The following is a 25391-nucleotide window of genomic DNA, read 5'->3' on the forward strand; positions in this document are numbered from 1 at the left end:
CGTTAAGTAATTCACCCCGTTAGGAAGCCATCAAATTGACTTGAATAGGAAGAGACATGATTCTAGTTGTAGGTCATAAGAACCCAGACAGTGACAGTATTTGTAGTGCACTAGTTGCAACTGAACTTCTAAAGGCGCGTGGTGTTGAAGCAATGCCAATTCGTCAGGGCGAAATTAACCGTGAAACTCAGCACATCTTAGAAGTAGCTGGCGCAGAAGTTCCTGAGCTACGTACTTCAGTTGCGGGTGAAACAGTTTGGCTAGTAGATTACTCAGATCTAGCGCAAGCACCAGACGACATCGCTGAAGCTGAAATCGCGGGTATCGTTGACCACCACCGTCTAGGTGATGTGATGACAGTAAACCCAATGGAAGCATGGATCTGGCCTGTTGGTTGTACTAACACAGTACTATTCAACATGTTCAAGATTGAAGGTCACGAGATCACACCTCAAATCGCTAAGCTAATGATGTCAGCTATTCTATCTGACACTGTTGGTTTTGCTTCTCCAACTTGTACTCAAAAAGACAAAGACGCTGTTGCTGAACTAGCGGCAATCGCAGATGTGCAAGATGTTGACGCATTCACTAAAGATCTTCTAATTGCTAAGACAAACATCGAAGGTCTATCTGCTGCTGAGCTTGTTGAAAAAGACCTGAAAGGTTACCCATTCAACGGTCGTGACGTAGTCGTAGGTCAGGTTGAGCTTGCAACTCTTGAGCAAGTGGATGGCATGATCGATGCGCTAGAAGCTGATCTAGAGGCGCGTTGTGCAAACGACAACCTAGCATTCGCGGCAGTGATGCTAACAGACATCACTACTGCTCAAACTCGTCTTCTATACAAAGGTGAGTGGGCTGAGAAGCTTGTTAAGCATGAGAAAGATGGCATGCTAATGATGGAAAACACGCTAAGCCGTAAGAAGCAAGGTTGGCCTTGGCTTCAAACTGAGCTTGCGTAATTTCATTATTACCAGTTTATACTTTAGATGCCCGCCCTTCGGTGGGCATTTTTCTATGGGAAATAGGAGACGACTATGTCTGAAGCATTAACCCAAGAGCAGATGGACACCATTAACCGCTACAATGAAGAGCAGCGTTTGAAATACTGCGTAAAAGAAATCGTAGCGAACCGCAAAGTGTGGATTCTGAAAGACGAACACGGTTGTGTCATGCTAAACACAGAAGATGACGATTGTGTACCAGTTTGGCCAAACGAAGAGTTTGCACAGCAATGGGCAACGGGTGACTGGGAAGAATGTGAGCCGGAAGCTATTTCATTGAATAAGTGGCACAGTCGCTGGACGTCCGGTTTAGAAGACGATGAGCTCTCTGTCGTGGTTTTCCCAAACCAGAATGAAGAAGGTGTTGTTCTTTTTCCTGACGAATTTGATTTTGAACTGCGCAAACAAGAAAGCCGTCGCTAATTGCGTCGAGTCGCGTCTTGATATCCAGTAATACTAAAAAGCCTGCGTTGATGCAGGCTTTGTTATTTTTGTCAGTAATTTACGATTTTCTGAGAGACAAGGATTAGTGGCTTGGCGCTTTGTAAAAGTGACTCTCGACCAATCGTTGAGTAATAGCGTGCTCTGGATTGGTAAGTACTTGGTTAGTTTCACCAAACTCCACAACTTCGCCTTCGTGCATCACCATCACTTTGTCGGTAATGTGTTTTACGATCCCAATATGCTGAGATACATAAACAAAGGACAGTCCCATCTCTTCTTGCAGCTCTAAGAAGAGGTTGATGATCTGAGAGCGCATCGCCATGTCGAGACCGTTGAGTGCTTCGTCAGCCACAATGATCGAAGGCTGAAGGATCAATGCACGAGCAAGGCACACGCGTTGTTTCTGACCTGCTGCGAGCATTTGAGGGTAGAAGTACGCATGTTCCGGCAGCAGACCAACTCGAAGTAAGGTTTCTTTCACACGCTTCATACGTGCATCTGGCGGCATGTTCGTGTTTCGCTTTAACGGACCTTCCAAAATTCGACCTATCTGAATTCGTGGGTTCAAAGAGGTGTTTGGGTCTTGGAAAATCATGCGAATCAGCTTACAGCGCGTCGAGTAATCTTTGTGTTCGAGACGTTCACCGTTCACTCGAATCTCACCAGAACTCGGCTCAACAACGCCAGCTAACATACGTGCTAGCGTCGATTTGCCTGAACCATTTTGTCCGATAAAGCCGATAGTTTGCCCCGGCTCTAAACTGAAGCTGACCGGCTTTACTGCCTCTTTGACTGTGCGTTTGAACAGACCTGAGCGCGTGACAAACTGTTTCGATAGGTTATCGACTTCAAGCAACGCACTCATGAATGTTTCTCCGTGTTCAATGGGAAGTGGCAGTTAAATTTATGGTTCTTAATTCGTTTGGTATGCGGAATTTCGACACATTGTCTTTGTGCATAAGGACAACGAGGCCCTAAACGGCAACCAATCGGTAAGTGCTGCAACGGAGGGATTGAGCCTGGCAGCGATTGCAGTTTCTGTTTATGAGGAATCCAATCATTGAAATCGGGCATCGCTTTTAGCAGCGCAGCAGTATAAGGGTGTTTAGGTGCTTCGATGAGTTTATCGGTATCTGCTGATTCCACCGATTGACCACAGTACATTACGGTAATGCGATTTGCCCATTGTGTAATGGTCGTCAAGTCGTGCCCGATCAACACAATGGTGGTGTTGTTAAGTTGGTTCATACGACTCAACAAACGCAAGATTTGCGATTGTGTAATTGGGTCAAGGTCGTTTGTTGGTTCGTCAGCAATCAAGATTTTTGGCTTAGTTGCAATAGCCATTGCGATCATGACTTTTTGACATTCACCATCGGTTAGCTCGTACGGGTAACTGCCCATTAAGCGTTTATGATCTTTGATACCCACTTTATGGAGTAGGGCGATGGCCTGTTTTTTACGCCACTTAAAGCGTTCCCACCATTTACCTTCAAAAGAGCGAGACGGGATCGATTCTATCAACTGACGTCCTACTTCTTCTGAGGGATCCAAACACGTTGAAGGCTCTTGGAATATCATGGCGATGTCTCGCGCAATCACTCTTCGGCGTTCTTTTGGCGTCAGTTGAAGCAGGTCAATATTGCCAAGACGCATTCGGTCTGCGGTCACTTTCCAGTTGTCTTTACAAACGCCTACAATGGCTTTGGCCACTAAGCTTTTGCCCGAGCCTGATTCGCCTACTAAACCACGGATTTCGCCTTCATTCAGGGTAATACTCATGCGGTCTACCGCTTTCACCAAACCTGAGGGCGTTTCAATTTCAATGGTTAAATGTCGAATATCTAATAACGGCATTATTCGATCCCCGCATTGAGAGCTTGGCGTACACCTTCACCCACTAAGTTTAGAATAACCACGGTAAACATAATGGTGAGACCTGGTAGTGTTACTGTCCATGGTGCAATGTAAATGAGCTCAACAGAGTCACCTAGAATTGCTCCCCATTCAGTACTTGGTGCTTGAGCACCTAAGCCGAGGAAACCAAGCGCAGTGATATCTAGAATAGCAACTGACAGTGCAAGGGTAATTTCAGCGGCGATAACCGTTAATACGTTAGGTAGAATGGAGTTCCACAGCAGATAAAAATCGTTCGCACCATCCAGACGTGCTGCCATGATGTAATCTTTTTCAACCTCGGTATGCACGGCAATATAGACCGAACGGATAAAACGTGGGATCAGAGCTAAGCAGATGGCCAGAAGAATATTGAATTCACCAAAGCCTAAGAATGCCACGAAAATGATCGCAAGCAGTAGTGATGGAATAGACATCACAGTGTCGAGCAAGTGGTTTAGGGTACTGGAGAGCAGGCCTTTAGTCATGCCCGCTAAAACACCAATGAAACAACCGATCAACGCTGCTATCGCCGTAATTGCAACTGCAGCTCCGAACGTCAGTTGAGAGCCCATAATAAGGCGCGAAAGAATGTCACGACCTAAGTCGTCAGTCCCTAGGAAGTAGTCAACCGTGCCAGCTGGTGCCCATGATGGTGGCACAAGCAATTCGCCAGATTGAGCTTGAGGATCATAAGGGGCAATTAAAGGTGCAAAAATGGTGATCAGCACAATGAAGATTAAGCACCACAAGCCAAACATTGCCAAGCTGTTCGCGCGGTAGCTACGCCAGAATCGTTCGAACTGAGTCGGAATGCGCTCTTCCTGATAAACGTTATTTGTTAGCATACCATTCCTTTCTCACCAGAGGGTTGATCATGGCACCAATCAAATCCGAAAGGATGTTGGCAGTTAAAACAAGGGTCGCCAGAACCATGACACCAGCTTGAATTGACGCATAGTCTTGATTCGAAAGAGCGTCCAACAACCAGCGCCCAATGCCTGGCCAGTTGAAGATAGACTCAGTAATGATAGCTAACGTAATCATGCTTGAAAGCTGAACCCCAACCTTTGGAATGATGGGTGGAATCGCATTGCGTAATACGTGTTGTGTCACGATCTCACGGTTTGATAAACCTTTGATTCGCGCCGCACGGATGTAGTTTTGGCTCATCACTTCTGCCACTGATGCACGCATCAAACCAATGACCTGTGTGGTTGGTGTTAGAGCCAGAACCAAACAAGGAAGAACCATATGCTCAATAACGCTTTGTAGCGCATGAGCTCGGTATTCACCTTTTGCCATAAATGCATCGATAATGGCGAAGCCTGTCACATGGTCAATTTCGTAAAGAAGATCATAGCGTCCCGCGACAGGGAAGACATGATATTGAAGTGAAAAGACCATAATCAACATCAGCGCAACCCAGAAAATTGGGGCGGAATAACCAGACATAGAAACGAACGAGATGCTGGTATCTAACCATTTGCCTTGTTTCATGCCCGCTATTGTACCGAGTGGAATACCGATCAGCAGTGACACAACAAAGGCGAAAAAGCACAGCTCTAGCGTTGCAGGGAACACGACCGCTAACTCTTCATAGATTGGGTTGCCATTTTTGCTGATACCGAAATTGAGCTGAGACAACTCAACTAGGTAGCTTTGCCAGCCTGACCAAAACTCTACATTTGCCCAATGAGATGTTGGATCCAAACGCAAGAGTGAAAAGCCCACCAAAGTGAGAATCATCAAAGTGATGACAAATAGATTAAGACGTCTTACGGCGTACCAAAACATTAATGAATTCTCTCAACTCTATCAAAAGGTTGCGCATTGAAAGGGCTCGATTTAAAACCTTTCAGCGATTTATCGTGAACACGGAACTGAACGCCGTGAGCTAATGGGATAACTGGAAACTCTTCATTCAGAATATTCTGCGCTTGGCGGTATAGGTTCAAGCGGTAACGCTGCTGCTGTGTCTCTAATGCGAGATCGAGCAGGAAGTCAAAATCATCGTTACACCACATTGAAACGTTTAAACCCACCCGCTCAGATTCACAAGAAAGCAGCGGACGGAAGAAGTTGTCAGGATCGCCAGTATCACCAATCCAGCCAGTTAAGAGCAAATCAACATCGTTGATGGTTTCGAGCTGTGTGCGCTCAAAGCGATCATCGGTCAGTAGGCGTAACTCAACACCGATATCGGCAAAGTTAGCTTGGATAAGCTCTGCGGTTTTACGCGGGCTAGGGTTGAAAGCGCGAGGCTCTAATGGGACCCACATCGTCAGTTGCAGACCTTTCTCGTAACCTGCTTCTCGAAGTAGGGCTAAAGCATAATTACGGTCATAACGTATTTTCACGCTGTCTTTTTGGTAAGCCCAAGAGTTTGGTGGAAGCAGTGTATAAGCTTGAGTCCCCGTACCGTAATAAACCGAGTCAAGAATGTTCTGGCGGTTGATCGCCAGATTCAAGGCTTGGCGAACTCGAGCATCGCGCAGAGCAGGGTGCTCAGTATTAATCGCAATAAAGGACACGTTGTTAGCAGGTGTTGCGGTTAATTCCAGCTCTTCTGTTTCTTGGATGATCGGGATTTGACTAGAGATCGGTGAAGCCAAGATATCGCACTCATTTCTCAGTAGCTTAGCGAGTGTGCCCGTACCACGGTGGGAAATATCGAATACGACTTGCTCCATTTTTGCCGGCGATTTCCAGTATTTAGGATGGCGCTCTAAACGAATCAAGTCGTTCACTTGATACTCTTTTAGTTGGTATGGACCGGTACCGATAGGCAGCATATCAATTTGTGCTTTCTCATCCTTTGCTGCTAACTGCTGACCATATTCTGCAGAGAGAAGCACTGCATGGCTGGTGGCAATGTTTGCCAAAAAAGCAAAGTTAGGTTGAGTCAGAACAAATTTAACCGTGTGGTCATCCAGCGCAATCACATCTTTAACTAGGTTTTGGAAATCTAAACCTGCAAACCATGGATAAAAACCACCACCGACGTCGTGAAACGGATGGTCTACATCAATGATTCGCTTAAAGCTAAATACCACGTCTTGCGCGTTGAATGGTCGAGTTGGTGTGAACCATGAAGTCTTTTGGAACTGAACACCACGTTTAAGATTAAACGTATATTCGGTGCCTTCTTCATTCACCGACCAGCTCTCAGCAAGGTTCGCGATGGGTTGATGAGATTTAGGATCGAGCGTGAGCAGCGTGTCATAAAGCTGAGGACTTAATGCTTCGGCTGTAATGCCGCTGTCAATTAACTGAGGGTTGAATGTGGTTGGCTTACCTTGCCCACAAAACACAAAGCCATTCTCTCGAATATCATTGTGATCGATTTCGTCACCACAGGCGGTGAGTAAGCTAATACCAATTAGGCTCAGCGATAGTCTTATAAAAGCATTCATAATATGAAATGGTCATTGGACTTTGCTTGCTCCCAGCGCGTTATAGCACCGGGTATGACAAGCGAAAATGATCTCGCTAATTTATCACTTTTGCCAACTCGCTCCAAACATAAAATCGTTGAGCTGCAGGGTGTTAGATCAAATTACCGTATCATTTCTGGTCGTTGACCTGTTTTGCCTCTTGAAATTGCTCACAACGTACGTGCAATAGCGCCTTTCGCACCGCGGTTCGTTTTATCATTATATACCCAAGTCAACTCGCCCTTCGAGAGCGTGTCATTGACCCGGCTGCTGTGTCAAACAACTAGGAAAGAGCCGATTATTACCCAGCGTTGTCTTCCTTGCTTACTTTCATTAAACAGGGAACCAGAGACAACGCTCTGAATCCTGCATCTTGAAGTCACTTGGGTATAGTGATCAATTGATAGAGTGAGACATCGCTAGAGAGCAATGATAGTTAACTTGGTGCAAGGACGTTTATCCTTGACCAACTAAGCCATACTTTCTCACCATGCCTCTTAGTTGATGGTAGCTCAGACCTAACAGCTCTGCGGCTTGACGCTGGTTAAACTTGGCTTCTTCCAATGCACGGTTGAGCAATTCAATATCTTGGTCTTCTTGCCACTGCTTGTAATCCAACGGGAAGTGTATTTCTGCTTTTTGTGCGGCTTGTGTTGTTTCTGGTTCTTCTTGACTCGCAGAGTGCCCCAATGCGTTCTCCCAACCCGTTTCAAATGGGTTAAAGATCAAGTGTTCAATCGGATCTGAGTTCAATCCATGACGGTATATGGCACGCTCAATGACATTCTTAAGTTCACGTACGTTACCTGGCCATCCGTAGTCTAGGAGCGATTGCTGCGCTTGCTCCGTAAAACCGACGAAGTATTCAAGTTGGAGTTCACGACACATTTTGATCGCGTAATGCTCGGCAAGAGAGAGAATGTCTTCTTTTCTTTCACGTAAAGGAGGAAGCATGATGACGTCAAACGCCAAGCGATCGAGTAAATCCGCTCGGAAATCGCCTTGTTCCGCCAACTTTGGTAAGTCTGCATTGGTTGCACACACCAAACGTACATCGGCGTTTAATGCAGTATGCCCACCAACGCGCTCGTATTCCCCATATTCAATCACACGCAAAAGTTTTTCTTGAACGAGGAGAGGAGCGGTCGCCAATTCATCGAGAAATAGTGTGCCACCCTCTGCGCGTTCAAAACGTCCTTTGTGCTTGCCTTTAGAGCCAGTAAATGAGCCGGACTCATGACCAAAAAGCTCAGAATCAATCAAACCTTCGCTTAATGTCGCACAGTTTAGGGAAAGCAGTGGTTTATCCCAACGCTTTGATAAATAGTGTAAACGTTGCGCGATGAGTTCTTTACCTGTGCCTCGTTCTCCAATTATGAGGACAGGGCGCTCAATTGGCGCAAGTTGTGATACTTTATCTAATACGGCGAGAAAAGCAGGCGATTCACCGATGAGGTTTTGCTTCATAAAATCCTTCTTATTTTCTATCTTGCCATGATTTACAGTATTGGAGTTGGTGAAATTTACCAACAGTTGGTAAAAACCATCATAGCATAACGGTATGCAACAACAACAAAATGCTTAACTTGCTGTTTATTAAGGGAAATAAAAGTTGGCACGCTACTTGTAATATCTAAATGGAGACACAAGGTGAATAACCGCCTTGTCGAGTTTTAATAGGAAAAAAGAGGAGTTCCGTTATGGGTATTTTTTCTCGTTTTGCAGATATCGTTAACTCAAACATCAGTGCATTGCTAGACAAGGCGGAAGATCCTGAAAAAATGATCCGTCTTATCATCCAAGAAATGGAAGACACACTTGTAGAAGTGCGTACTAACTCGGCTAAAGCGATTGCAGATAAAAAAGAGTTGGCTCGCAAAGTCGAAGCTCTAGAAGAGCAAATCACTGAGTGGGGGCAAAAAGCAAGCCTAGCTCTAGTGAAAGAGCGTGAAGATTTGGCTCGCGCAGCTCTGATTGAAAAGCAAAAGCTAGAGCAAGTCATTAAAGGTCTTCATACTGAGCAAACGTTGGTTGAAGAAACCATCGAGAAGCTAACCGGTGAAATCGGTAAACTAGAAAACAAAATTGCTGAAACGCGCGCTAAGCAACAAGCATTAGCAATTCGCAACCAAACGGCATCTAACCGTCGTGATGTTCAAAAACAACTGCATGCAGGTCGCACAAACGAAGCGATGGCAAAGTTTGAACAGTACTCTCGTAAAATTGACGAGATGGAAGCAGAAGCAGATCTTTACGCAAAAACTGGCAACGCAAAATCTTTAGACCAAGAGTTTGCCGAGCTACAAGCACAAGATGAAATCGAAAAAGAGTTGGCAAAACTGAAAGAACAGATGTCATCGAACAATAAATAAGAAAGGAGCCATTTATGTCGACATTTTTTATTACTGGACCATTGATTGTCTTTTTAATCTTTGTCGCTCCACTATGGCTCTTCTTACACTATCGCAGCAAACGCAAAGCAGATAGTGCACTGTCGAGCCAAGATCTAGAGCGTCTTCAGGTGCTGTCTGAGAAAGCGGAAGCGATGCAGTCTCGAGTTGATACATTGGAGCGTATCCTAGATGCAGAATCCCCAACGTGGAGACGCAAGTATGAGTAAACGAGAACTGTATCGTGACCCTGTAAACGGTAAAATCTCCGGCGTGTGTGCCGGAGTGGCAAACTACTTTGGTGCAGAAGTTTGGTTGATTCGTATCGTTGTGATTTCCGCAGCCTTGCTTGGTGGTACTTTCCTTGTGTTGTTGGCATACATTGCGATGACCTTCATGTTAGAAAAGCAGCCAATGACTTATACCGAAAACATTAAGGCGCAACAGGAACATACATTGAAGAGCAAACCGTGGCAAAAAGGGCAAAGCCCAGATCAGTTGCTCAGTGTGCTAGAAAACGACTTCAGTCGTCTTGATAATAAGATTCGAAGTATGGAAGCGTATGTCACCTCTGATGCCTATCGCGTAAACAGAGAATTTAATAAGCTCTGATAATTAATTATGAATGTATTGATAAAGCAGACCTCGGTCTGCTTTATTTTTGTCTCAAATAGCTCATTTTAAAGAAAAATTAGATTCAGATGCTCTAGAAGAATGTCATAAATTCATCTACCTTAAAAAGAATGGATGTTAAATGGATGAATTCACATGAGAAAAGCGCTCATTCCAATCGCTGTCATGACGGTTCTTTCGGGGTGTGGTAAAGAGCTGCCACCAGTCCCTGAACCCGAATCTCGGCCCGCCAAACTCTTCACTGTTTCTGTAGGCAATGCTCAGTTTGAAAGACATTTTCCTGCCACTACAGAAGCTGGTGACCGAGCAGTACTCGCATTTCGTGTCCCTGGTTTGCTTCAATCGATAGAAGTAAACGCAGGTCAAATGGTCAATAAAGGCGATGTGCTTGCCGTGCTTAACCCCGATGAGTATTCACTACTCGAAAAACAAGCCCGTGCAAATTACACCCTTGCTGACGTTCAATACGAGCGTTCGAAAAAGCTTCGTAAAGAACAAGTGGTCTCGGAACAAGATTTTGATGCAGCAAAAGCCAATCACAACTCGGCCAAAGCCCAGTGGAATCAGGCAAAAGCAAACCTAAGATACACCAAACTTGTTGCCCCTTATGACGGCACGATTTCTTATCTCCCAGCAGAAAACCATGAGTATGTGGCGGCAAAAGAAGGCGTCATGAATATTCAGACTAACCAAGTAATGAAGGTACTGTTCCAACTGCCTGATCACTTGTTAAGTAAATTTACTCAAGGTGCAAATGCGTACGCCTCCATGACGTTTGATGCATTCCCAGAGCGTTCTTTCGAGTTAACCTTCCAAGAAATTGATACTGAAGCAGACCCTAAAACTGGTAGTTACAAAGTCACCATGGTAATGGAACGACCAGAAGGGGTGGGGATATTGCCGGGTATGTCCGGTAACGTGCATTTAGTTTCTGAAAATGCAGGTGCCACCCGAATTCCAAGCTCCGCGATATTTACTGAAGATGGCAAAACCTGTGTTTGGCGTGTCAATGACCAAGGTATTGTTGAGAAAGTGTCCGTCGCGTTAAACGATAAGCAGCAAATCGAGGAAGGACTGCAAGATGGTGATCAAATCATTATCTCTGGCGTGAACGTGATCGAACCGGGTATTAAGGTTCGGGAATGGGTTAAGGAGCGAGGGCTGTAACATGAAAGGAATCTTAGCTTTAACGACGCTTTGCTCTGCGGTATTGCTCGCTGGTTGTGGTGACAAAGGACCTGAAAGAGAACTAGAAACACCTCGTGTGAGAGTCGCTTCTCTGGAAGGAAAGCGAGTCGATGATAATCTTTATTTCCCTGCTATTGCCAATGCGGCTGACCGTTCGCATTTGAGTTTCCGCGTTGCGGGTGAGGTGAGCCGAGTGCTGGTGAAAGAGGGTGATAAAGTCATTAAAGGCGATGTCATTGCCACACTGGATCCTACGGATTATCAGCTTGATGTTGATAATGCTTCGGCACGTTTTTCCGTCGTCGATAGCCAGTATCGTCGCTCTGCACCTTTGGTGAAAAAAGGTTTATTAGCGAAATCTCAATTCGATGAGATTGCAGCACAACGTCAAATCGCACTGGCTGAATTGGAGTTAGCCAAACTTCGACTGTCTTTTACTCAACTTAAAGCGCCTGTTGACGGCATCATCTCACGCGTCAACGTTGACCAGTTTGAGAATATTCAAGTTGGGCAGTACATCGTGAACATTCATAGTGTTGATCGTGTTGAAGTGCTGATCCAACTTCCGGATCGCCTCTATGTCAAACAGCCGCCGACGTCGGAAAATCTTGCCAAAATTGATGCGGTAGTTCGTGTACCAAGTGGTAATGAATACAAAGCCCACATCAAAGAATTCACGACCGAACCAGATCCAGATACTGGCACATTTACCGTCACCTTATCACTGCCTATGCCAGACCAAGAGTACATTCTTGACGGTATGGCTGTTGATGTGACGTCTAAAGATGAGAATGTTGGCTTGGAATTGAATGTTGGTATCAATGTTCCGATTGAAGCGATTTTCAATGCTGATGGCGATGATTTAAGCCGAGAAAACAAATTTGTTTGGGTGCTAAATGACGACAATACCGTCACTCGCAAGCAAGTGCGAGCGGGCAAAGCATCAAAAACATCGGTTCAAATTCTTGATGGTCTAGAGCTTGATGACAAAGTCGTTGTCGCAGGTGTGGCTCGATTGAGAGAAGGCATGAAAGTGGAAGTGGTTAAGCAGGAGGCAACTCAATGAGTGAACAAAATAACGTTGCGCCTCAACAAGATGATGAAAACGTAACGGGTATTGCGGCGTATTTCATTAGAAACCGCGTAATCAGTTGGATGGTGTCGCTGATCTTCTTGATTGGTGGTGTTGCGGCGTTCTTTGGATTAGGGCGTCTTGAAGATCCAGCCTTTACTATTAAAGACGCAATGGTAGTGACCTCTTATCCGGGGGCAACGCCACAACAAGTGGAAGAAGAAGTTACTTATCCGATAGAGAAAGCGATTCAGCAATTAACCTACGTGGATGAAGTGAACTCCATTTCCAGTCGTGGTCTATCTCAAATTACAGTGACCATGAAAAACAACTATGGTCCGGATGATTTACCACAGATTTGGGATGAACTACGTCGTAAGGTTAATGACCTAAAAGGTACATTACCACCGGGTGTCAATGACCCATCGGTGATTGATGACTTCGGCGATGTATACGGGATTTTGCTTGCGGTAACTGGTGACGGATACAGTTATAAAGAGTTGCTCGATTACGTTGATTATTTAAGGCGTGAACTTGAACTGGTTGATGGGGTAAGTAAGGTCTCGGTATCTGGTCAACAGCAAGAGCAAGTGTTCATCGAAATCTCGATGAAAAAGCTAAGCAGTTTGGGGCTATCTCCGACAACCGTTTTTAACTTACTTTCGACCCAAAACGTAGTTTCTGATGCTGGTGCGATCCGTATCGGTGATGAGTACATTCGTATTCAACCTACCGGTGAGTTTCAAAGCGTAGATGAGCTAGGTGACTTATTGATCACCGAGTCTGGTGCACAAGGTCTGATTTTCTTAAAAGACGTTGCCGAAATTAAACGAGGTTATGTAGAAGTTCCAACCAACATCATTAACTACAATGGTGAGTTGGCGCTGAACTTGGGGATTTCATTTGCTCAAGGGGTCAACGTTGTTGAAGTTGGCAAGGCATTTGATCGTCGAGTTGCAGAACTGAAGTACCAACAGCCAGTAGGCGTTCAAATTTCAGAAATCTACAATCAGCCAAAAGAAGTAGATAAGTCGGTGAGTGGCTTCGTTATTAGTTTGGCTCAAGCCGTTGGTATCGTAATCATCGTTCTGTTGTTCTTTATGGGTTTACGCTCAGGTCTGCTTATTGGTCTGATCTTGCTACTGACTGTACTAGGTACCTTCATTTTTATGAAGTACTTAGCCATCGATTTACAGCGTATCTCTCTTGGGGCATTGGTTATTGCTCTGGGTATGCTGGTGGATAACGCCATCGTCGTCGTGGAAGGGATACTCATCGGGACTCAAAAAGGACGAACGAGACTTCAAGCTGCGACGGATATCGTCACGCAAACCAAATGGCCGCTTTTAGGCGCGACGGTTATCGCTGTTACTGCTTTTGCGCCAATCGGTCTATCAGAAGACTCGACGGGTGAGTACTGTGGTACCTTGTTTACCGTACTGCTTATCTCGTTAATGCTGAGCTGGTTTACCGCTATTTCGTTGACGCCTTTCTTCGCTGATATTTTCTTCAAAGGTCAGAAAATTAAGAGTGGTGAAGGCGAAGACAATGACCCATACAATGGCATCATCTTCGTTATGTATAAGAAGTTCTTAAGCTTCTGTATGCGCCGAGCATGGTTTACTGTTGTTGTCTTGGTGGCAGGTCTAGCGGCGAGTGTTTACGGCTTCACCTATGTGAAACAAGCCTTCTTCCCATCTTCAACCACCCCTATTTTCCAGTTGGATGTTTGGTTGCCAGAGGGTACGGATATTCGAGCTACGAATGATACGCTGAAAGAACTGGAAGGCTGGCTTGCTGAGCAAGATCACGTTGAACATATCACTACCACCGCAGGTAAGGGTTTGCAGCGCTTCATGCTGACTTATGCCCCAGAGAAAAGTTACGCGGCTTATGGTGAGATCACTACGCGTGTCGAGAACTACGAAGCGTTAGCACCACTTATGGAGCGCTTTAGAGAGCACATCAAATCCAACTACCCAGAAATCAATTACAAATTGAAGCAAATTGAATTGGGTCCTGGTGGCGGTGCGAAGATTGAAGCGCGCATTATTGGTTCTGATCCAACGGTGCTGCGTACTATTGCTGCACAAGTGATGGATGTGATGTACGCCGACCCGGGAGCAACGAACATTCGTCACGACTGGCGTGAACGTACACAAGTGCTTGAGCCTCAGTTTAATGAAAGTCAAGCTCGTCGTTACGGCATCACTAAATCGGATGTGGATGATTTCTTATCGATGTCCTTCTCTGGTATGAATATTGGTTTATACCGCGATGGTACAACTCTGATGCCGATTGTTGCGCGTCTTCCGGAAGATGAGCGTATCGACATTCGTAACATCGAAGGCATGAAAATTTGGAGCCCAGCGCAGAGTGAATTTATTCCTCTACAACAAGTAACTATGGGTTACGACATGCGTTGGGAAGACCCTATCATTGTGCGTAAGAACCGTAAGCGCATGCTAACGGTAATGGCAGATCCAGATATCCTAGGTGAAGAGACAGCGGCAACATTGCAAGCACGTCTACAGCCGCAGATTGAAGCGATCGAAATGCCACCAGGTTACTCACTAGAGTGGGGTGGTGAGTATGAGTCATCAGGTGATGCAAAAGCGTCGTTGTTTACCACGATGCCTATGGGTTACTTGTTTATGTTCTTGATCACCATCTTCTTGTTTAACTCAATCAAAGAGCCTCTTATTGTTTGGTTAACAGTACCTTTGGCATTAATTGGTGTGACAACCGGTCTATTGGTGTTGAATACGCCGTTTGGCTTTATGGCATTACTGGGTTTCTTGAGTCTGTCGGGGATGGTACTGAAAAATGGTATCGTACTGCTTGATCAGATTGAGATTGAAATGAAGTCGGGTAAAGAAGCGTACGACGCAGTGGTGGATGCCGCAGTAAGTCGTGTGCGTCCAGTATGCATGGCTGCAATCACAACCATTCTAGGCATGATTCCTCTACTACCGGATATCTTCTTTAAACCAATGGCTGTAACCATCATGTTTGGTTTAGGTTTTGCGACCGTACTGACACTAATTGTCGTGCCAGTGTTGTATCGTCTATTCCACAAGGTGGCAGTGCCGAAGTAACGACTTAGTTTAAGTAACGTTCTAGAGCGCCTCTGGCTAACGTCAGGGGCGTTTTTATAAGGATTAAATATGGAACAGAATACGTGTGCATGGGCGATGAACCATCCACTTGAACGCGAATATCACGATACTGAATGGGGTGTGCCTGTACACGACGATACGGTATTGTTCGAATTCATCACGCTAGAAGGTGCGCAAGCCGGTTTAAGCTGGATTACGATTTTGAAAAAGCGTGAAGGTTATCGAGAAGCGTTTGAAAACTATGACTTAGATAAGCTGATTCAACGCGATGAAGTGCGTACCGAATTCATCGTTGAAAACTTCGACGTGGTTAAGCATCGCGGCAAAATTAATTCGGTATTCAGCAATGCTAAAGCGGCAAAGCAACTGATAGAAGAATACGGAAGCCTTTCCGCGGCGCTATGGCAATTTGTTGATGGCAAACCAATCGTGAATCACTGGACAGACATGAGCCAAGTGCCAGTATCGACAGAACAATCCAAAGCGATGAGTAAGTTCCTCAAAAAGAAAGGCTTTAAGTTTGTGGGCGAGACGATTTGCTACGCCTTCATGCAAGCAGTAGGTATGGTCGATGACCATATTGTTGGTTGTCCTAAAAAACTGAATTAGTTTTTAGATTTACTATCATGAATCCTTTCCAAAGCTTCGACGCGACGCCATTGTTTTTGCTCGAAGCTTTGTTCTCTTAATCCGGTAATTTCTGTTTTCTTTTCTTCTTCGCCGAGGAAATCATTGTTGATGATCTCCGCACGTTTCTCTAAATAATCGTTGAGTGATGCGTTAAACGAAGCTCGTTGTTCATCCAGAGTTTGTAGTCGTTCGGCGCCTTCTTCACCCACCAAATCAACACGAGCCAAATACTTCTCCTGTGCAGACATTTCTGAGGTCTGATTTAGTTCAATCACTAGCGCGTTATTGCGCTCACTTTGTTGAATGTACTTAGGTTGAGAGGCGAGGTTTTCTTCAAGCATTTGTTGTTGAGAATCAGCGTCTAATTCGGTTTCTCGAATGGTGAGTTTATCTATTGCTAACTGGCGTAAGCGATTTTCTTCATCGAAAAGTTGAGCAATTTGTTCGTCAGTAAAAAACGCGCTTTGCATCACTAAGATTGCGTCATTTAGCTGCTTCAGTTCGTTTAATGACAACGAATTTCCTTCGAACGGTTCTAGCTTGGATAACGCTTCTTTGTAGACTAGGTAAGTTTCGAACAGTTCTGCGCTGATACCCAGTGAATCTAGTTGTGATTCACCAGTTTTTACGTTGGCTTTGATTTCTTCAAGGCTTTGTTCTCCTAGACCGCTCAGAGTGTATTCAAAGAAGTCTTTTTGAGAAGAGAGATCAATACTGGTGTCCTGTTGTGACTGAGCTTTTATAAGTTGTGAAGGTGGAGACGATGGAAACAGATAAGCCGCTCCTACACCAATGAGTGATATGATGAATAAGGTGATGAGAGCGACTTTCTTCATAATGGCTTCCTTCTTATAGACCTTGTTGTTTTAGGCGGTTTGCATGTTGGCGATACAATGTGACTGGATCCGTTTCGAACAAATGATGGATACCTAGCAGCCCGTTGATTTCATCCAGATGATTCATCTTGTAGTCATCACGAATCACTTTCCCCAAGTGAGTGCTGCACGTGCCCACGAGACCATCATTTGGACTATCAAACGCCAAACCTAAAACCACCATTGCGCCGTCTGTTGGATCAAACAGGTTGGTAAAGTTGGAAGAGCCAGTCCATGAGTAGTAATGCACACCGTTAGACGCCAATAGGTCTCCATCTCCACATTCACTGGTTGGAATGCCTTCAGGGTAATGCTGGTTGAACGCCAAAGAACCTTCGGTGGTTAGTGCCGCTAAGGAAGCTAGTGGGTCTTGGTCGAGATCAGTGCCACCGGAAAGTAGATTAATGAGAGTCACTAGCCCTTCTGCTAGCTTCACCGCGACACCTTCACTGATGGAGCCTTCAGGAACCGTTCCACGCACAATATCAGCTACTTTTGATCCTTTGTTCACCCCTCCAATACTGGTAACGGACGCCACTAAATCTGGGCGTACAGAAGCAACATAACGTGTTGTTGGTCCACCATGGCTGTGCCCAATCAAATTGACCTTTTCCGCGCCTGTAGCAGCAAGCAACGTTTCTACTTGAGCCAAGAGCTGCTCTCCACGTGCTTCACTGCTGTTGGTTGCGGAGACTTGAGCGACATAAACCGTCGCGCCATCTTTCGTTAGAGCATGTGGGATGCCATAGAAGTAATCGACTCCGGCAAGGGAATCAAAACCAAATAAACCATGGACAAGTACGATGGGGTATTTGGTTTCTGTGTAACCACTGGCGTTGGCAGATGCAAAAGGTAGGGTGCTTAAAACGAAAAGCATTGTTGTTATGAATCTGAGTTTCAAAACTATCTCCTTGTGGTATGACCTCTTATGAGTTTTATAAAATAGGAGATAAGTTTTGCGGTTGAGAAGTTCGTTTGTGGCACATTGTTTTAATCTGTGATTACTCAAAAGAAAATCAACAGATTCAATTAACATAGGATTGATGAATATTAGAATGTTAGTTAATTCTAATTAAGACAATGAGTTAGTAACTCTATAATGAGAGGTAAAAAAATAGCCTCGCAGTACGAGGCTATTTAATAATTGTTCTGAATGCTTATAAAGAGGCTTCTTTTTCTAGCACTAATGCATTGTATCGAGCAAAGCCAGCTTCAAGATCGGCGATTAAGTCTTCTACATCTTCTAAACCAATGTGTAGACGTACCAATGTACCTTCGAAATTTGGATTCGCCACTGTGCGCAAGCTATTAAAGCTCTTTGGCTCGTTAGCTAAAATCAAACTCTCAAACCCGCCCCATGAATAACCCATGCTGAAGTGCTTCATACCATCCAACAATGCTGTGGTGGCTTTCGGGTACGAGCTTTTCAACACGAATGAGAACAGACCGTTACCACCAGTAAAATCGCGTTTATAGAATTCGTGACCCGGACAACTCTCTAGAGCAGGGTGACGAACGTGGTCAACTTCAGGACGAGCTGCTAACCATTGCGCGACTTTTAGACTGTTTTCCGCGTGTTGGCGTAAGCGTACATCAAGTGTGCGAATACCACGCAGACCTAGATATGCATCATCAGGAGAAACACATTGACCCATTAGGTAGCTCTGCTCGCGTAGCTGATCCCAGTACTTCTCAGAAGCAACCGCCGTACCCAGCATTACATCTGAGTGACCAACAATGTATTTGGTTGCTGCTTGGATAGAGATATCCACGCCGTGCTCGAATGGTGAGAAGTTCACCCCCGCGCCCCATGTGTTATCCAACATTACAATGATGTCTTGTTCGTGTGCAATGCTTGCTAGGGTAGGGACATCCATCACTTCCATGGTAATGGAACCAGGAGACTCAAGGAAAAGCACTTTAGTATTCGGCTGAATAAGGTCACGAATGCCTGCGCCGATCATAGGATCGAAGTAAGTTGTCTCTACACCCATCTTCTTCATGATGGTGTCACAGAAATCGCGAGTAGGTTCGTAGCAGGTATCCACCATTAAGATATGGTCGCCCGTTTCGACAAAAGACAAGATGGCATTAGAAATCGCCGCCGTGCCACATGGGTAAAGGGCACACCCTGCGCCGCCTTCGACCTCTACCATGGCATCTTGAAAGGCAAAGTGTGTGTTTGTACCACGGCGTCCGTAAAACAGGGTTTTATTCGTACGATTGATCATCGCTTGGTTTTTTTCTGCGACGGTATCAAACACTATAGTAGAAGCGCGCTGCACTGGTGGGTTTACCACGCCATTTGTCCACTTCTTATCACGACCTGCGGTAACGAGTTTGGTCTTTTTGCCTTCTGACATAAAAATTCCCTGTCTAAATTACGATTTTCAATATTTAAAACATGGACCAAGGGTGGTTTGCAAGGGAAAAGTAGAAATGAAACGACTCGTCAGAGCATAGAGCGAAAAACAGTGAGAAAGTGCAACAGATAAAGAAAACCGACAGCATAGAACTGTCGGTTTTGTAGAGATTTATTAGCTTTATACCCAAGTGACTTCAAGATGCAGGATTCAGAGCGTAGTCATTGATTCGAGGTCAAGGAAAACAACGCAGCGTAATAGCCAGCTCTTTCCAAGTTGTTTGACGCAGAAGTCGAGTCAATGACACGCTCCCAAAGGGCGAGTTGTCTTGGTTTGTATACTTTGTTGTCGATTCTTGATTTAGACCCACTAGACCTTTAAATCACCGCCGCGTCTACAAACCAAGTCATTCTCGCTGAACCTAGCATCTCGAGGTTACTTGGGTATAACTCATTTGTTATAGCAATGGGTTAAATAGATAGAAAACACGTTCCAAGAAACGAGAGAAGATACTGCGCTTCTCCCATTCTTCTTTATCAACAGTGTGTGATTGTTGGATGTAGGTGTCCTGCAGCCACGACATTTGCTTGGTGAACTCTTCGTCATCTACTGCCAGAGTTACCTCAAAGTTGAGCCACAAGCTGCGCATATCCATGTTTACCGTGCCGACCAGACAGAATTGATCATCAATCACCACCGATTTAGTGTGCAATAAACCGCCATAGAATTCGTAGATTTTCACACCAGCAGCCATCAACTCACTGTAGAAAGCTCGCGATGCCCATTGCACCATCATGGAATCGTTTTTGTGTGGGATGATCAGCTCAACATCGATGCCACGTTGTGCGGTCATTTTTAATGTTTCGAGTAAATCAGAGCTTGGCACGAAGTAAGGTGTGGTGATCCTCACCGAGCGATTCGCTTGGTTGATCGCCAAAGTCAGTACTTGGTAAATCAAGTACTCCGGCATCCCCGGACCAGATGGAACCACCTGAATTGGATGTTGAAACTCATCGCTGTTGTCAATGCGGCACTCTGGGTGTTTAGGTAGCTGACGTTCACCTGTTTCTACTTCCCAATCCCAGCAGTGAATGGCACTTAGCACGTTGACCGTAGGACCGGTAATTCGCACCATGATGTCAATCCACTGACCAACACCACTGCTTTGTTTAAAGAAAGCAGGGTCGACCAAGTTCATTGATCCTGTATAAGCAATTTCGTCATCAATCACGATGATCTTACGATGCTGACGCAAGTCCAAACGGCGCAGGAAGATACGCCACATTTTAACTTCCAATGCTTGTACTACATCGATGCCCGCATCCTTCATCATCTTATACCAATGACTGCGGAAGAAGCGCGGACTACCAGCAGAGTCAAGAAGCAGTTTTACGTCTACGCCACGTTTTGCCGCTTGAATCAGTGCAGAAGCGACTGAATCGGCTAAGCCTCCTGGGTGCCAAATGTAGAACACCATTCGAATGCTGTGCTGTGCGTTTTCGATATCTTCAATGATGGAATGAAGGATCTCATCCGGTGATTGCTGAAGTGAAAGTGTGTTACCACTTAATGCAGGAAGACCCAAACGGTTGTTACATAGCTCATCAATGCGATAGATATGACGCCCCATTGCTTCTGGAACATGCGCGTTACAATCATTTAACTGAGTGAACCATTGTTGGAACGGTGTGAACATCACTTTAGCCCGTTCTGCACGTTTTCGACCAAGGTTAAGCTCACCAAATAAGAAATAACAAGCAACACCAAGCACTGGCAGGATGTAGATGATCATCAGCCATGCAAGAGAGACGCTAACAGCGCGACGTTTTAATACGACACGAATAGTAACACCAGCCACTAGGAACCAATAAAGCCCAATGCTAGCTAGGGTGAGAAAGTGATAGAACTTGTCCATATACGCCAAAAGTAATAAGCCCAACATGGATATTAAGCGGAAATGACGTAACGGGAAACTATTTTCATACCAACACGGTTAGGTGATTTTATGTTGTGAAATAGATTTTATAACGGGGTAATGTGTTACTAAGGTGTGAAAAGTTGGATGAAACTTTAACTTTTGCGCAAAAAAGCAGCATTTAGCGTGAACAATGATACATTTGCGCGATAAATGTGCTATTCGGGGTTCCAATTTTAAAGTTAAACTGCTTTACTTGCCATACATAGAGCGTCACACAAACATCTTATAAAGTGTACATTAATATTTACACGAACATATTCTAGACGCCTATCTCTATGCAAACACAACAAAACATTTTGGAGAAAAAGCGTGGCTACAAATACAGCAGCACCACGTGATACGTGGGGGTCTAAACTAGGCTTCGTAATGGCAGCAGCGGGTTCCGCTGTCGGTTTAGGCAATATATGGAAATTCCCTTACACAGCTGGTGAGAGCGGCGGCGGTGCGTTCGTTGCAATTTACCTTTTGTTTGTTATTTTTATCGGCTTTAGCGTCATGCTTACTGAGTTCGCTATTGGTCGTAAGACAGGTCTTTCAGCAGTAGGTGCTTTCAAATCGACTGATCGTCGTTGGACATTTACGGGTGTTATCGGCGTACTGAGTGGTCTATTGATCATGGGTTTCTACCCTGTAGTAGGTGGCTGGGCGTTAGCGTACATCTTTAAAGTAGGCGGTGGTCTACTAAGTGCTCCTGAAGCAATAGGTGACAGCTTCGGCGGCTTCATTTCTGATCCAGTTCAACCGCTAATGTGGATGGGTGTTTACCTGTTCCTAAACATCGTTATCGTAATGAAAGGTATTTCTGGCGGTATCGAGAAAGCGGGTAAAATCCTAATGCCTCTTCTATTCCTTATCCTGATCGTTGTATCAGTGAAAGGTCTGATGCTACCGGGCGCAATGGCAGGTCTTGAGTTCCTGTTCATGCCAGACTTCTCAAAAGTAGACAGCAATGTCGTTCTAGCGGCGCTAGGTCAGGCATTCTTCTCTCTAAGTCTGGGTATGGGTTGTATGATGACTTACGGTTCTTACCTGAAGAAGAAAGAGAACCTAGTTCAAACAACTGGTATGGTTACGGCAATGGACACAGGTGTTGCAATCCTAGCGGGTGTAGCTATGTTCCCTGCAATGTTCGCATTTGGTATGGAGCCAGCAGCAGGTCCAGGTCTAGTCTTCGTAGTTGTACCTCAACTGTTTGCTGAAATGGGCGGCGTAATTGGTCTTCTATTTGCTCTGATGTTCTTCATTGGTCTTACTGTTGCGGCACTGACGTCTTCTGTATCTCTACTTGAGGTAGTAGTTTCTTACCTAATCGATGAGAAAGGTCTGAAGCGTTCAACAGCAGTACTGTCTGCGAGTGTCGTAATGGCAACACTATGTGTGTTCGCGTCACTGTCACTTGGTGGTGTTGGTCCAACCCTATTCGGTACGGGCGCATTTGATATCTTCGACCTACTAACAGATAAGATCTTCCTAGCGGTTGGCGGTATGTTGGTATGTATCTTTGCAGGCTGGCGTCTAAACCGTGCTGACCTTGAAAAAGAGATCACTAACGACGGTAAAGTTTCTTTCCCTCTATTTGGTCTTTGGTACAACCTAGTTAAATACGTGATCCCAGTCGCTATCGCAATCGTCGCTTTCATGGGCATCAAGTCTGGTTTCGACAGCGGTAAAGGCGAAATCATGCTACTTGGTATTGGTATCATTGCCCTCGCAGGTATCTTCTCTAAGAAGCTATAAGCGAAAAGCATTCAGCTAAATTCAAAAATTAATAAACGGGAGTCTTCACAGGCTCCCGTTTTTTATATTCATTATTTATAGGATTGAGTGAATTCATATTAATAATGGGTATTAATTGTGAGACGACTCGCAAAGGGAGCTGGATCACAAAAATAAGTGTTAAAGTTGCAGTTGAACGTTCCGATAAGCCTTACAAAGCATGTGTAAATATGTGGATGAACTAAGTTAGAAAATAGAAGACAAGGGTAAGGTAGGTTATTAGTGACAATGTCTGTTCGTAAAAAACTGTACGCGAGTTTTGGTGCAATCTTAGCAATCATGCTGGTGATGATTGGAATTATCACATTAGAAGTATTGAACTCGCACGAAGTGGCTGACGAGGTAAGAACGGACGATGTTCCTGAAACTGTTCAGTACTTAATTTTGATCGATGAAGCTGGTGATGTTTATCGTGATGCATTAGGTAGCATCGTAGGTGTATCGGGTGCTCAGGCGGAGTACCAAGTAAATAAACAAGAATTTGCAGCAGCGATTGCTGAAGTCAAACTTTTGGAAACGGTTGGTGGCGAAGATTACCGTAATGTTGAAAAAGTTGAACGTTACATGAGTAATTTCACTCGTGACTTTGAGTCGCAAATTTTGACTAATCTTGGTCTAGAAAACGTTGAAGAGAACGTGGCGCGCCTTCGCTCTCTGTATGACGCTAACCTAGCGCCGATTGAATCTATCCTTGATGCAGCATCAACGGACGGTCGCCAAAGTACCAGTGAAGCGCTACTGGACCTTTCGGATTCGTTTAATAGCATTGAACTGACGATTTATGTGCTTGGTTCGATTGCGCTGATTGCAACAGCCGTTATTGCGTACTTATTGTCCAATTCAATTACTCACCGTTTGAGTAAGCTCGATGAGTTAGCGCAACGTGTCGCGGAAGGCGATTTAGCGGTAGAACCGATTGAAGATAAATCGGGTGACGAGCTGGCTAACCTAGCGACTTCTCTAAATAAGATGCAAGCATCATTGACTAGCCTTATTGGTTCGATTTCGCTCGTATCGGAAGAAGTGAAATCAGTTACCGGCGAGCTGTCAGTTGTGAGCCAAGATATTGTGTCGGGTGCAAGTAGCCAATCTGATAAAGCAAACTTGATTGCGACTGCGGCAGAAGAGTTGAGCTTGACCATTTCTCAAGTTGCAGAGCAAGGTGCTGCGACGTTTGAAGAAGCACGCAAGTCGGAATCAACCGCTGAACAAGGTCGCACCGTGATTGTTGAGATGGTGGAGAGCATTCAACAGGTATCACAGCAAATGTCGGATATGTCGGTGCAGATGAACAGCCTAGGTTCTCATGGCGAGAAAATTGGCGCGGTTATCAAAGTGATTGAAGACATTGCCGAGCAGACGAACCTGCTGGCATTGAACGCGGCAATCGAAGCGGCACGTGCAGGCGAGTTTGGTCGTGGCTTTGCTGTGGTTGCCGATGAAGTACGCGCTCTGGCTGAACGCACAACGAAGGCAACACAAGAGGTCGGTGAGATCATCCAAGCGATTCAAGTCGGCACTCAAGAGGCAGTGACTTACACGGAAGATGGCTGTCGTTTGGTTGAAATTGGCGTGAGTCAAAGCTCGGGAGCGGTGAACTCACTGGAAGAAATCGTTTCTGGTGCGGCTCATGTTCAAAGCATGGTTAACTCAATCGCGACAGCAGCGGAAGAGCAAACCGCAGTGACGAAAGAAATTGCTGCCGATATTACATCGATCAGCGACATCTCAAACCGTTCATTACAATTAGCGAATGACAGCTCGCAAAGCGTAGAAGGTCTGAACCGTAAAGTTCAAGAATTGGAAGCGCTGGTGGGTAAGTTTAAGCTCGCCTAATTGCTTAGAATCGGTATACTTCTGGCTCCAAACGTGGAGCCAGTTTTTTATGTTCGACATTCTACACACCCATCCAGATTTTCTGATCATCAATAAACATCCCAACGTCTCAGTACATAAAGACGATGGTGAAACTATGTTGCTGCAAGAAGTAGCGAAACAAAGTGGTGATGAGCAGTTGTATCTTATTCACCGCCTCGACAAAATGACGTCTGGAATTTTGCTTTTGGGTCGCAACGCAAAAGCAGCAAGCGCGTTGTCGCAAGCATTTGCAGATCGTGAAGTCGAGAAGTTCTATCTTGCGATTGGTTCGAAAAAGCCTAAGAAGAAGCAAGGGCTGGTAGTGGGGGACATGGAACGCTCTCGTCGTTCTTCATGGAAACTGGTCAACAGCAAAACGAATCCAGCGATTACCCAATTCTTTTCTCTCGCTGCAGAGCCGGGAGAGCGCCTGTTTTTATGCAAGCCGCATACTGGCAAAACACACCAAATTCGTGTGGCATTAAAATCCGTTGGTTCGGGTATTGTTGGTGATCCTATTTATAATGCAGGTAATGACGCTGACCGTGGTTACTTGCATGCATTTTCATTGTGTTTCCCGTATCAAGATGAAACACACTGCTTTGTTTGCGATCCACGCGAGTATAAAGCGCTTGGCAGTAAATGGCACAATGAAATTGTATCCCAAGGTATCGACACTTGGCTTTCTCCGTGGGAACTGAACTGGCCTACGATCAAATAACCATTACA

22 protein-coding genes are annotated in these 25391 nt (G+C 45.1%); 12 read left to right on the plus strand and 10 right to left on the minus strand.

Going from position 1 to position 25391, the window contains the following annotated elements; translation table 11 throughout:
• Positions 1-56 precede the first annotated feature (56 nt).
• The gene (locus ABMY42_RS17870; protein WP_005450712.1) at positions 57-962 is read left to right on the plus strand and encodes a manganese-dependent inorganic pyrophosphatase; all 906 of its coding nucleotides are present in this window, start codon (positions 57-59) and stop codon (positions 960-962) included.
• A gap of 75 nt (positions 963-1037) precedes the next feature.
• Positions 1038-1427, plus strand: coding sequence for a DUF2750 domain-containing protein (locus tag ABMY42_RS17875; protein WP_005437260.1), 390 nt, complete (start codon positions 1038-1040; stop codon positions 1425-1427).
• Positions 1428-1530: 103 nt separating this feature from the next.
• Here the strand turns inward: ABMY42_RS17875 and ABMY42_RS17880 are convergent, their stop codons facing one another.
• The 6 genes from ABMY42_RS17880 to pspF form a co-directional block, all read right to left on the minus strand.
• Positions 1531-2313 carry an ABC transporter ATP-binding protein gene (locus ABMY42_RS17880; RefSeq protein ID WP_005450710.1) on the minus strand — a complete coding sequence of 261 codons (783 nt, stop codon included), beginning with the start codon at positions 2311-2313 and terminating at the stop codon, positions 1531-1533.
• Positions 2310-3305, minus strand: a complete 996-nt coding sequence (locus tag ABMY42_RS17885) for an oligopeptide/dipeptide ABC transporter ATP-binding protein (RefSeq protein WP_005450708.1) — start codon at positions 3303-3305, stop codon at positions 2310-2312. The genes ABMY42_RS17880 and ABMY42_RS17885 overlap by 4 nt, the downstream gene beginning before the upstream one ends.
• Positions 3305-4192, minus strand: coding sequence for an ABC transporter permease subunit (locus tag ABMY42_RS17890; RefSeq protein ID WP_322851677.1), 888 nt, complete (start codon positions 4190-4192; stop codon positions 3305-3307). Before ABMY42_RS17890 ends, ABMY42_RS17885 begins: the two co-directional genes overlap by 1 nt.
• On the minus strand, positions 4179-5141 hold the full coding sequence (locus ABMY42_RS17895; RefSeq protein WP_005450705.1) for an ABC transporter permease subunit: 963 nt from the start codon (positions 5139-5141) through the stop codon (positions 4179-4181). The genes ABMY42_RS17890 and ABMY42_RS17895 overlap by 14 nt, the downstream gene beginning before the upstream one ends.
• Positions 5141-6760, minus strand: a complete 1620-nt coding sequence (gene sapA, locus ABMY42_RS17900) for an ABC transporter substrate-binding protein SapA (RefSeq protein WP_349266594.1) — start codon at positions 6758-6760, stop codon at positions 5141-5143. Before sapA ends, ABMY42_RS17895 begins: the two co-directional genes overlap by 1 nt.
• A 477-nt stretch (positions 6761-7237) precedes the next feature.
• Positions 7238-8248, minus strand: a complete 1011-nt coding sequence (pspF, locus tag ABMY42_RS17905; RefSeq protein ID WP_038897449.1) for a phage shock protein operon transcriptional activator — start codon at positions 8246-8248, stop codon at positions 7238-7240.
• Positions 8249-8481: 233 nt separating this feature from the next.
• On the opposite strand from pspF, the gene pspA reads away from it, so the two are divergent.
• From pspA to ABMY42_RS17940, 7 genes are all read left to right on the plus strand, one after another.
• On the plus strand, positions 8482-9153 hold the full coding sequence (pspA, locus tag ABMY42_RS17910; RefSeq protein ID WP_005450697.1) for a phage shock protein PspA: 672 nt from the start codon (positions 8482-8484) through the stop codon (positions 9151-9153).
• Positions 9154-9167: 14 nt separating this feature from the next.
• Positions 9168-9401 carry an envelope stress response membrane protein PspB gene (gene pspB, locus ABMY42_RS17915; RefSeq protein ID WP_005450695.1) on the plus strand — a complete coding sequence of 78 codons (234 nt, stop codon included), beginning with the start codon at positions 9168-9170 and terminating at the stop codon, positions 9399-9401.
• The gene (gene pspC / locus ABMY42_RS17920; RefSeq protein WP_172458607.1) at positions 9394-9783 is read left to right on the plus strand and encodes an envelope stress response membrane protein PspC; all 390 of its coding nucleotides are present in this window, start codon (positions 9394-9396) and stop codon (positions 9781-9783) included. Before pspB ends, pspC begins: the two co-directional genes overlap by 8 nt.
• Before the next feature lie 156 nt (positions 9784-9939).
• Entirely contained in the window at positions 9940-10971 is a 1032-nt protein-coding gene (locus tag ABMY42_RS17925) for an efflux RND transporter periplasmic adaptor subunit (RefSeq protein WP_005450692.1), read from the plus strand.
• A gap of 1 nt (position 10972) precedes the next feature.
• A complete protein-coding gene (locus ABMY42_RS17930; RefSeq protein ID WP_050908339.1) occupies positions 10973-12058 on the plus strand; it encodes an efflux RND transporter periplasmic adaptor subunit in 1086 nt (361 codons plus the stop codon).
• On the plus strand, positions 12055-15162 hold the full coding sequence (gene vmeI / locus ABMY42_RS17935) for an efflux RND transporter permease subunit VmeI (RefSeq protein ID WP_005450688.1): 3108 nt from the start codon (positions 12055-12057) through the stop codon (positions 15160-15162). Before ABMY42_RS17930 ends, vmeI begins: the two co-directional genes overlap by 4 nt.
• Positions 15163-15231: 69 nt before the next feature.
• Entirely contained in the window at positions 15232-15792 is a 561-nt protein-coding gene (locus ABMY42_RS17940; protein ID WP_005450686.1) for a DNA-3-methyladenine glycosylase I, read from the plus strand.
• Here the strand turns inward: ABMY42_RS17940 and ABMY42_RS17945 are convergent.
• The 4 genes from ABMY42_RS17945 to cls form a co-directional block, all read right to left on the minus strand.
• Positions 15789-16649 (minus strand): lipase secretion chaperone, encoded by an 861-nt coding sequence (locus ABMY42_RS17945; RefSeq protein ID WP_349266595.1) that lies wholly within the window; start codon positions 16647-16649, stop codon positions 15789-15791. The genes ABMY42_RS17940 and ABMY42_RS17945 overlap by 4 nt on opposite strands.
• A 13-nt stretch (positions 16650-16662) precedes the next feature.
• Entirely contained in the window at positions 16663-17565 is a 903-nt protein-coding gene (locus ABMY42_RS17950; protein ID WP_009698161.1) for a triacylglycerol lipase, read from the minus strand.
• Positions 17566-17845: 280 nt separating this feature from the next.
• Positions 17846-19051 carry a cystathionine beta-lyase gene (locus ABMY42_RS17955; RefSeq protein ID WP_005450676.1) on the minus strand — a complete coding sequence of 402 codons (1206 nt, stop codon included), beginning with the start codon at positions 19049-19051 and terminating at the stop codon, positions 17846-17848.
• A gap of 457 nt (positions 19052-19508) precedes the next feature.
• Entirely contained in the window at positions 19509-20966 is a 1458-nt protein-coding gene (cls, locus tag ABMY42_RS17960) for a cardiolipin synthase (RefSeq protein ID WP_005450675.1), read from the minus strand.
• Positions 20967-21338: 372 nt separating this feature from the next.
• Between cls and ABMY42_RS17965 the strand changes: the two genes are divergently transcribed.
• From ABMY42_RS17965 to ABMY42_RS17975, 3 genes are all read left to right on the plus strand, one after another.
• A complete protein-coding gene (locus ABMY42_RS17965; RefSeq protein WP_005450673.1) occupies positions 21339-22766 on the plus strand; it encodes a sodium-dependent transporter in 1428 nt (475 codons plus the stop codon).
• Between the two features lie 261 nt (positions 22767-23027).
• Positions 23028-24641: a methyl-accepting chemotaxis protein gene (locus tag ABMY42_RS17970; RefSeq protein ID WP_349266596.1), complete on the plus strand. Its 1614-nt coding sequence runs from the start codon at positions 23028-23030 to the stop codon at positions 24639-24641.
• A 49-nt stretch (positions 24642-24690) separates the two neighbouring features.
• Positions 24691-25383, plus strand: a complete 693-nt coding sequence (locus tag ABMY42_RS17975; protein WP_272759373.1) for a TIGR01621 family pseudouridine synthase — start codon at positions 24691-24693, stop codon at positions 25381-25383.
• The last annotated feature ends 8 nt before the right edge of the window (positions 25384-25391 follow it).

Source organism: Vibrio sp. SSH13-20 (genome assembly GCF_040104475.1).
Lineage (GTDB): Bacteria > Pseudomonadota > Gammaproteobacteria > Enterobacterales > Vibrionaceae > Vibrio > Vibrio harveyi.

Bases quoted from the DNA above. Each gene is read 5' to 3' on its own strand.
- ABMY42_RS17880 (WP_005450710.1), bottom strand. From the start codon at position 2,313: ATGAGTGCGTTGCTTGAAGTCGATAACCTATCGAAACAGTTTGTCACG.
- ABMY42_RS17950 (WP_009698161.1), bottom strand. From the start codon at position 17,565: ATGCTTTTCGTTTTAAGCACCCTACCTTTTGCATCTGCCAACGCCAGT.
- vmeI (WP_005450688.1), top strand. From the start codon at position 12,055: ATGAGTGAACAAAATAACGTTGCGCCTCAACAAGATGATGAAAACGTA.
- ABMY42_RS17955 (WP_005450676.1), bottom strand. From the start codon at position 19,051: ATGTCAGAAGGCAAAAAGACCAAACTCGTTACCGCAGGTCGTGATAAG.
- pspF (WP_038897449.1), bottom strand. From the start codon at position 8,248: ATGAAGCAAAACCTCATCGGTGAATCGCCTGCTTTTCTCGCCGTATTA.
- pspB (WP_005450695.1), top strand. From the start codon at position 9,168: ATGTCGACATTTTTTATTACTGGACCATTGATTGTCTTTTTAATCTTT.
- ABMY42_RS17875 (WP_005437260.1), top strand. From the start codon at position 1,038: ATGTCTGAAGCATTAACCCAAGAGCAGATGGACACCATTAACCGCTAC.
- ABMY42_RS17940 (WP_005450686.1), top strand. From the start codon at position 15,232: ATGGAACAGAATACGTGTGCATGGGCGATGAACCATCCACTTGAACGC.
- ABMY42_RS17975 (WP_272759373.1), top strand. From the start codon at position 24,691: ATGTTCGACATTCTACACACCCATCCAGATTTTCTGATCATCAATAAA.
- ABMY42_RS17870 (WP_005450712.1), top strand. From the start codon at position 57: ATGATTCTAGTTGTAGGTCATAAGAACCCAGACAGTGACAGTATTTGT.
- pspA (WP_005450697.1), top strand. From the start codon at position 8,482: ATGGGTATTTTTTCTCGTTTTGCAGATATCGTTAACTCAAACATCAGT.
- sapA (WP_349266594.1), bottom strand. From the start codon at position 6,760: ATGAATGCTTTTATAAGACTATCGCTGAGCCTAATTGGTATTAGCTTA.
- ABMY42_RS17945 (WP_349266595.1), bottom strand. From the start codon at position 16,649: ATGAAGAAAGTCGCTCTCATCACCTTATTCATCATATCACTCATTGGT.
- ABMY42_RS17895 (WP_005450705.1), bottom strand. From the start codon at position 5,141: ATGTTTTGGTACGCCGTAAGACGTCTTAATCTATTTGTCATCACTTTG.
- pspC (WP_172458607.1), top strand. From the start codon at position 9,394: ATGAGTAAACGAGAACTGTATCGTGACCCTGTAAACGGTAAAATCTCC.
- ABMY42_RS17925 (WP_005450692.1), top strand. From the start codon at position 9,940: ATGAGAAAAGCGCTCATTCCAATCGCTGTCATGACGGTTCTTTCGGGG.
- ABMY42_RS17890 (WP_322851677.1), bottom strand. From the start codon at position 4,192: ATGCTAACAAATAACGTTTATCAGGAAGAGCGCATTCCGACTCAGTTC.
- ABMY42_RS17885 (WP_005450708.1), bottom strand. From the start codon at position 3,305: ATGCCGTTATTAGATATTCGACATTTAACCATTGAAATTGAAACGCCC.
- cls (WP_005450675.1), bottom strand. From the start codon at position 20,966: ATGGACAAGTTCTATCACTTTCTCACCCTAGCTAGCATTGGGCTTTAT.
- ABMY42_RS17930 (WP_050908339.1), top strand. From the start codon at position 10,973: ATGAAAGGAATCTTAGCTTTAACGACGCTTTGCTCTGCGGTATTGCTC.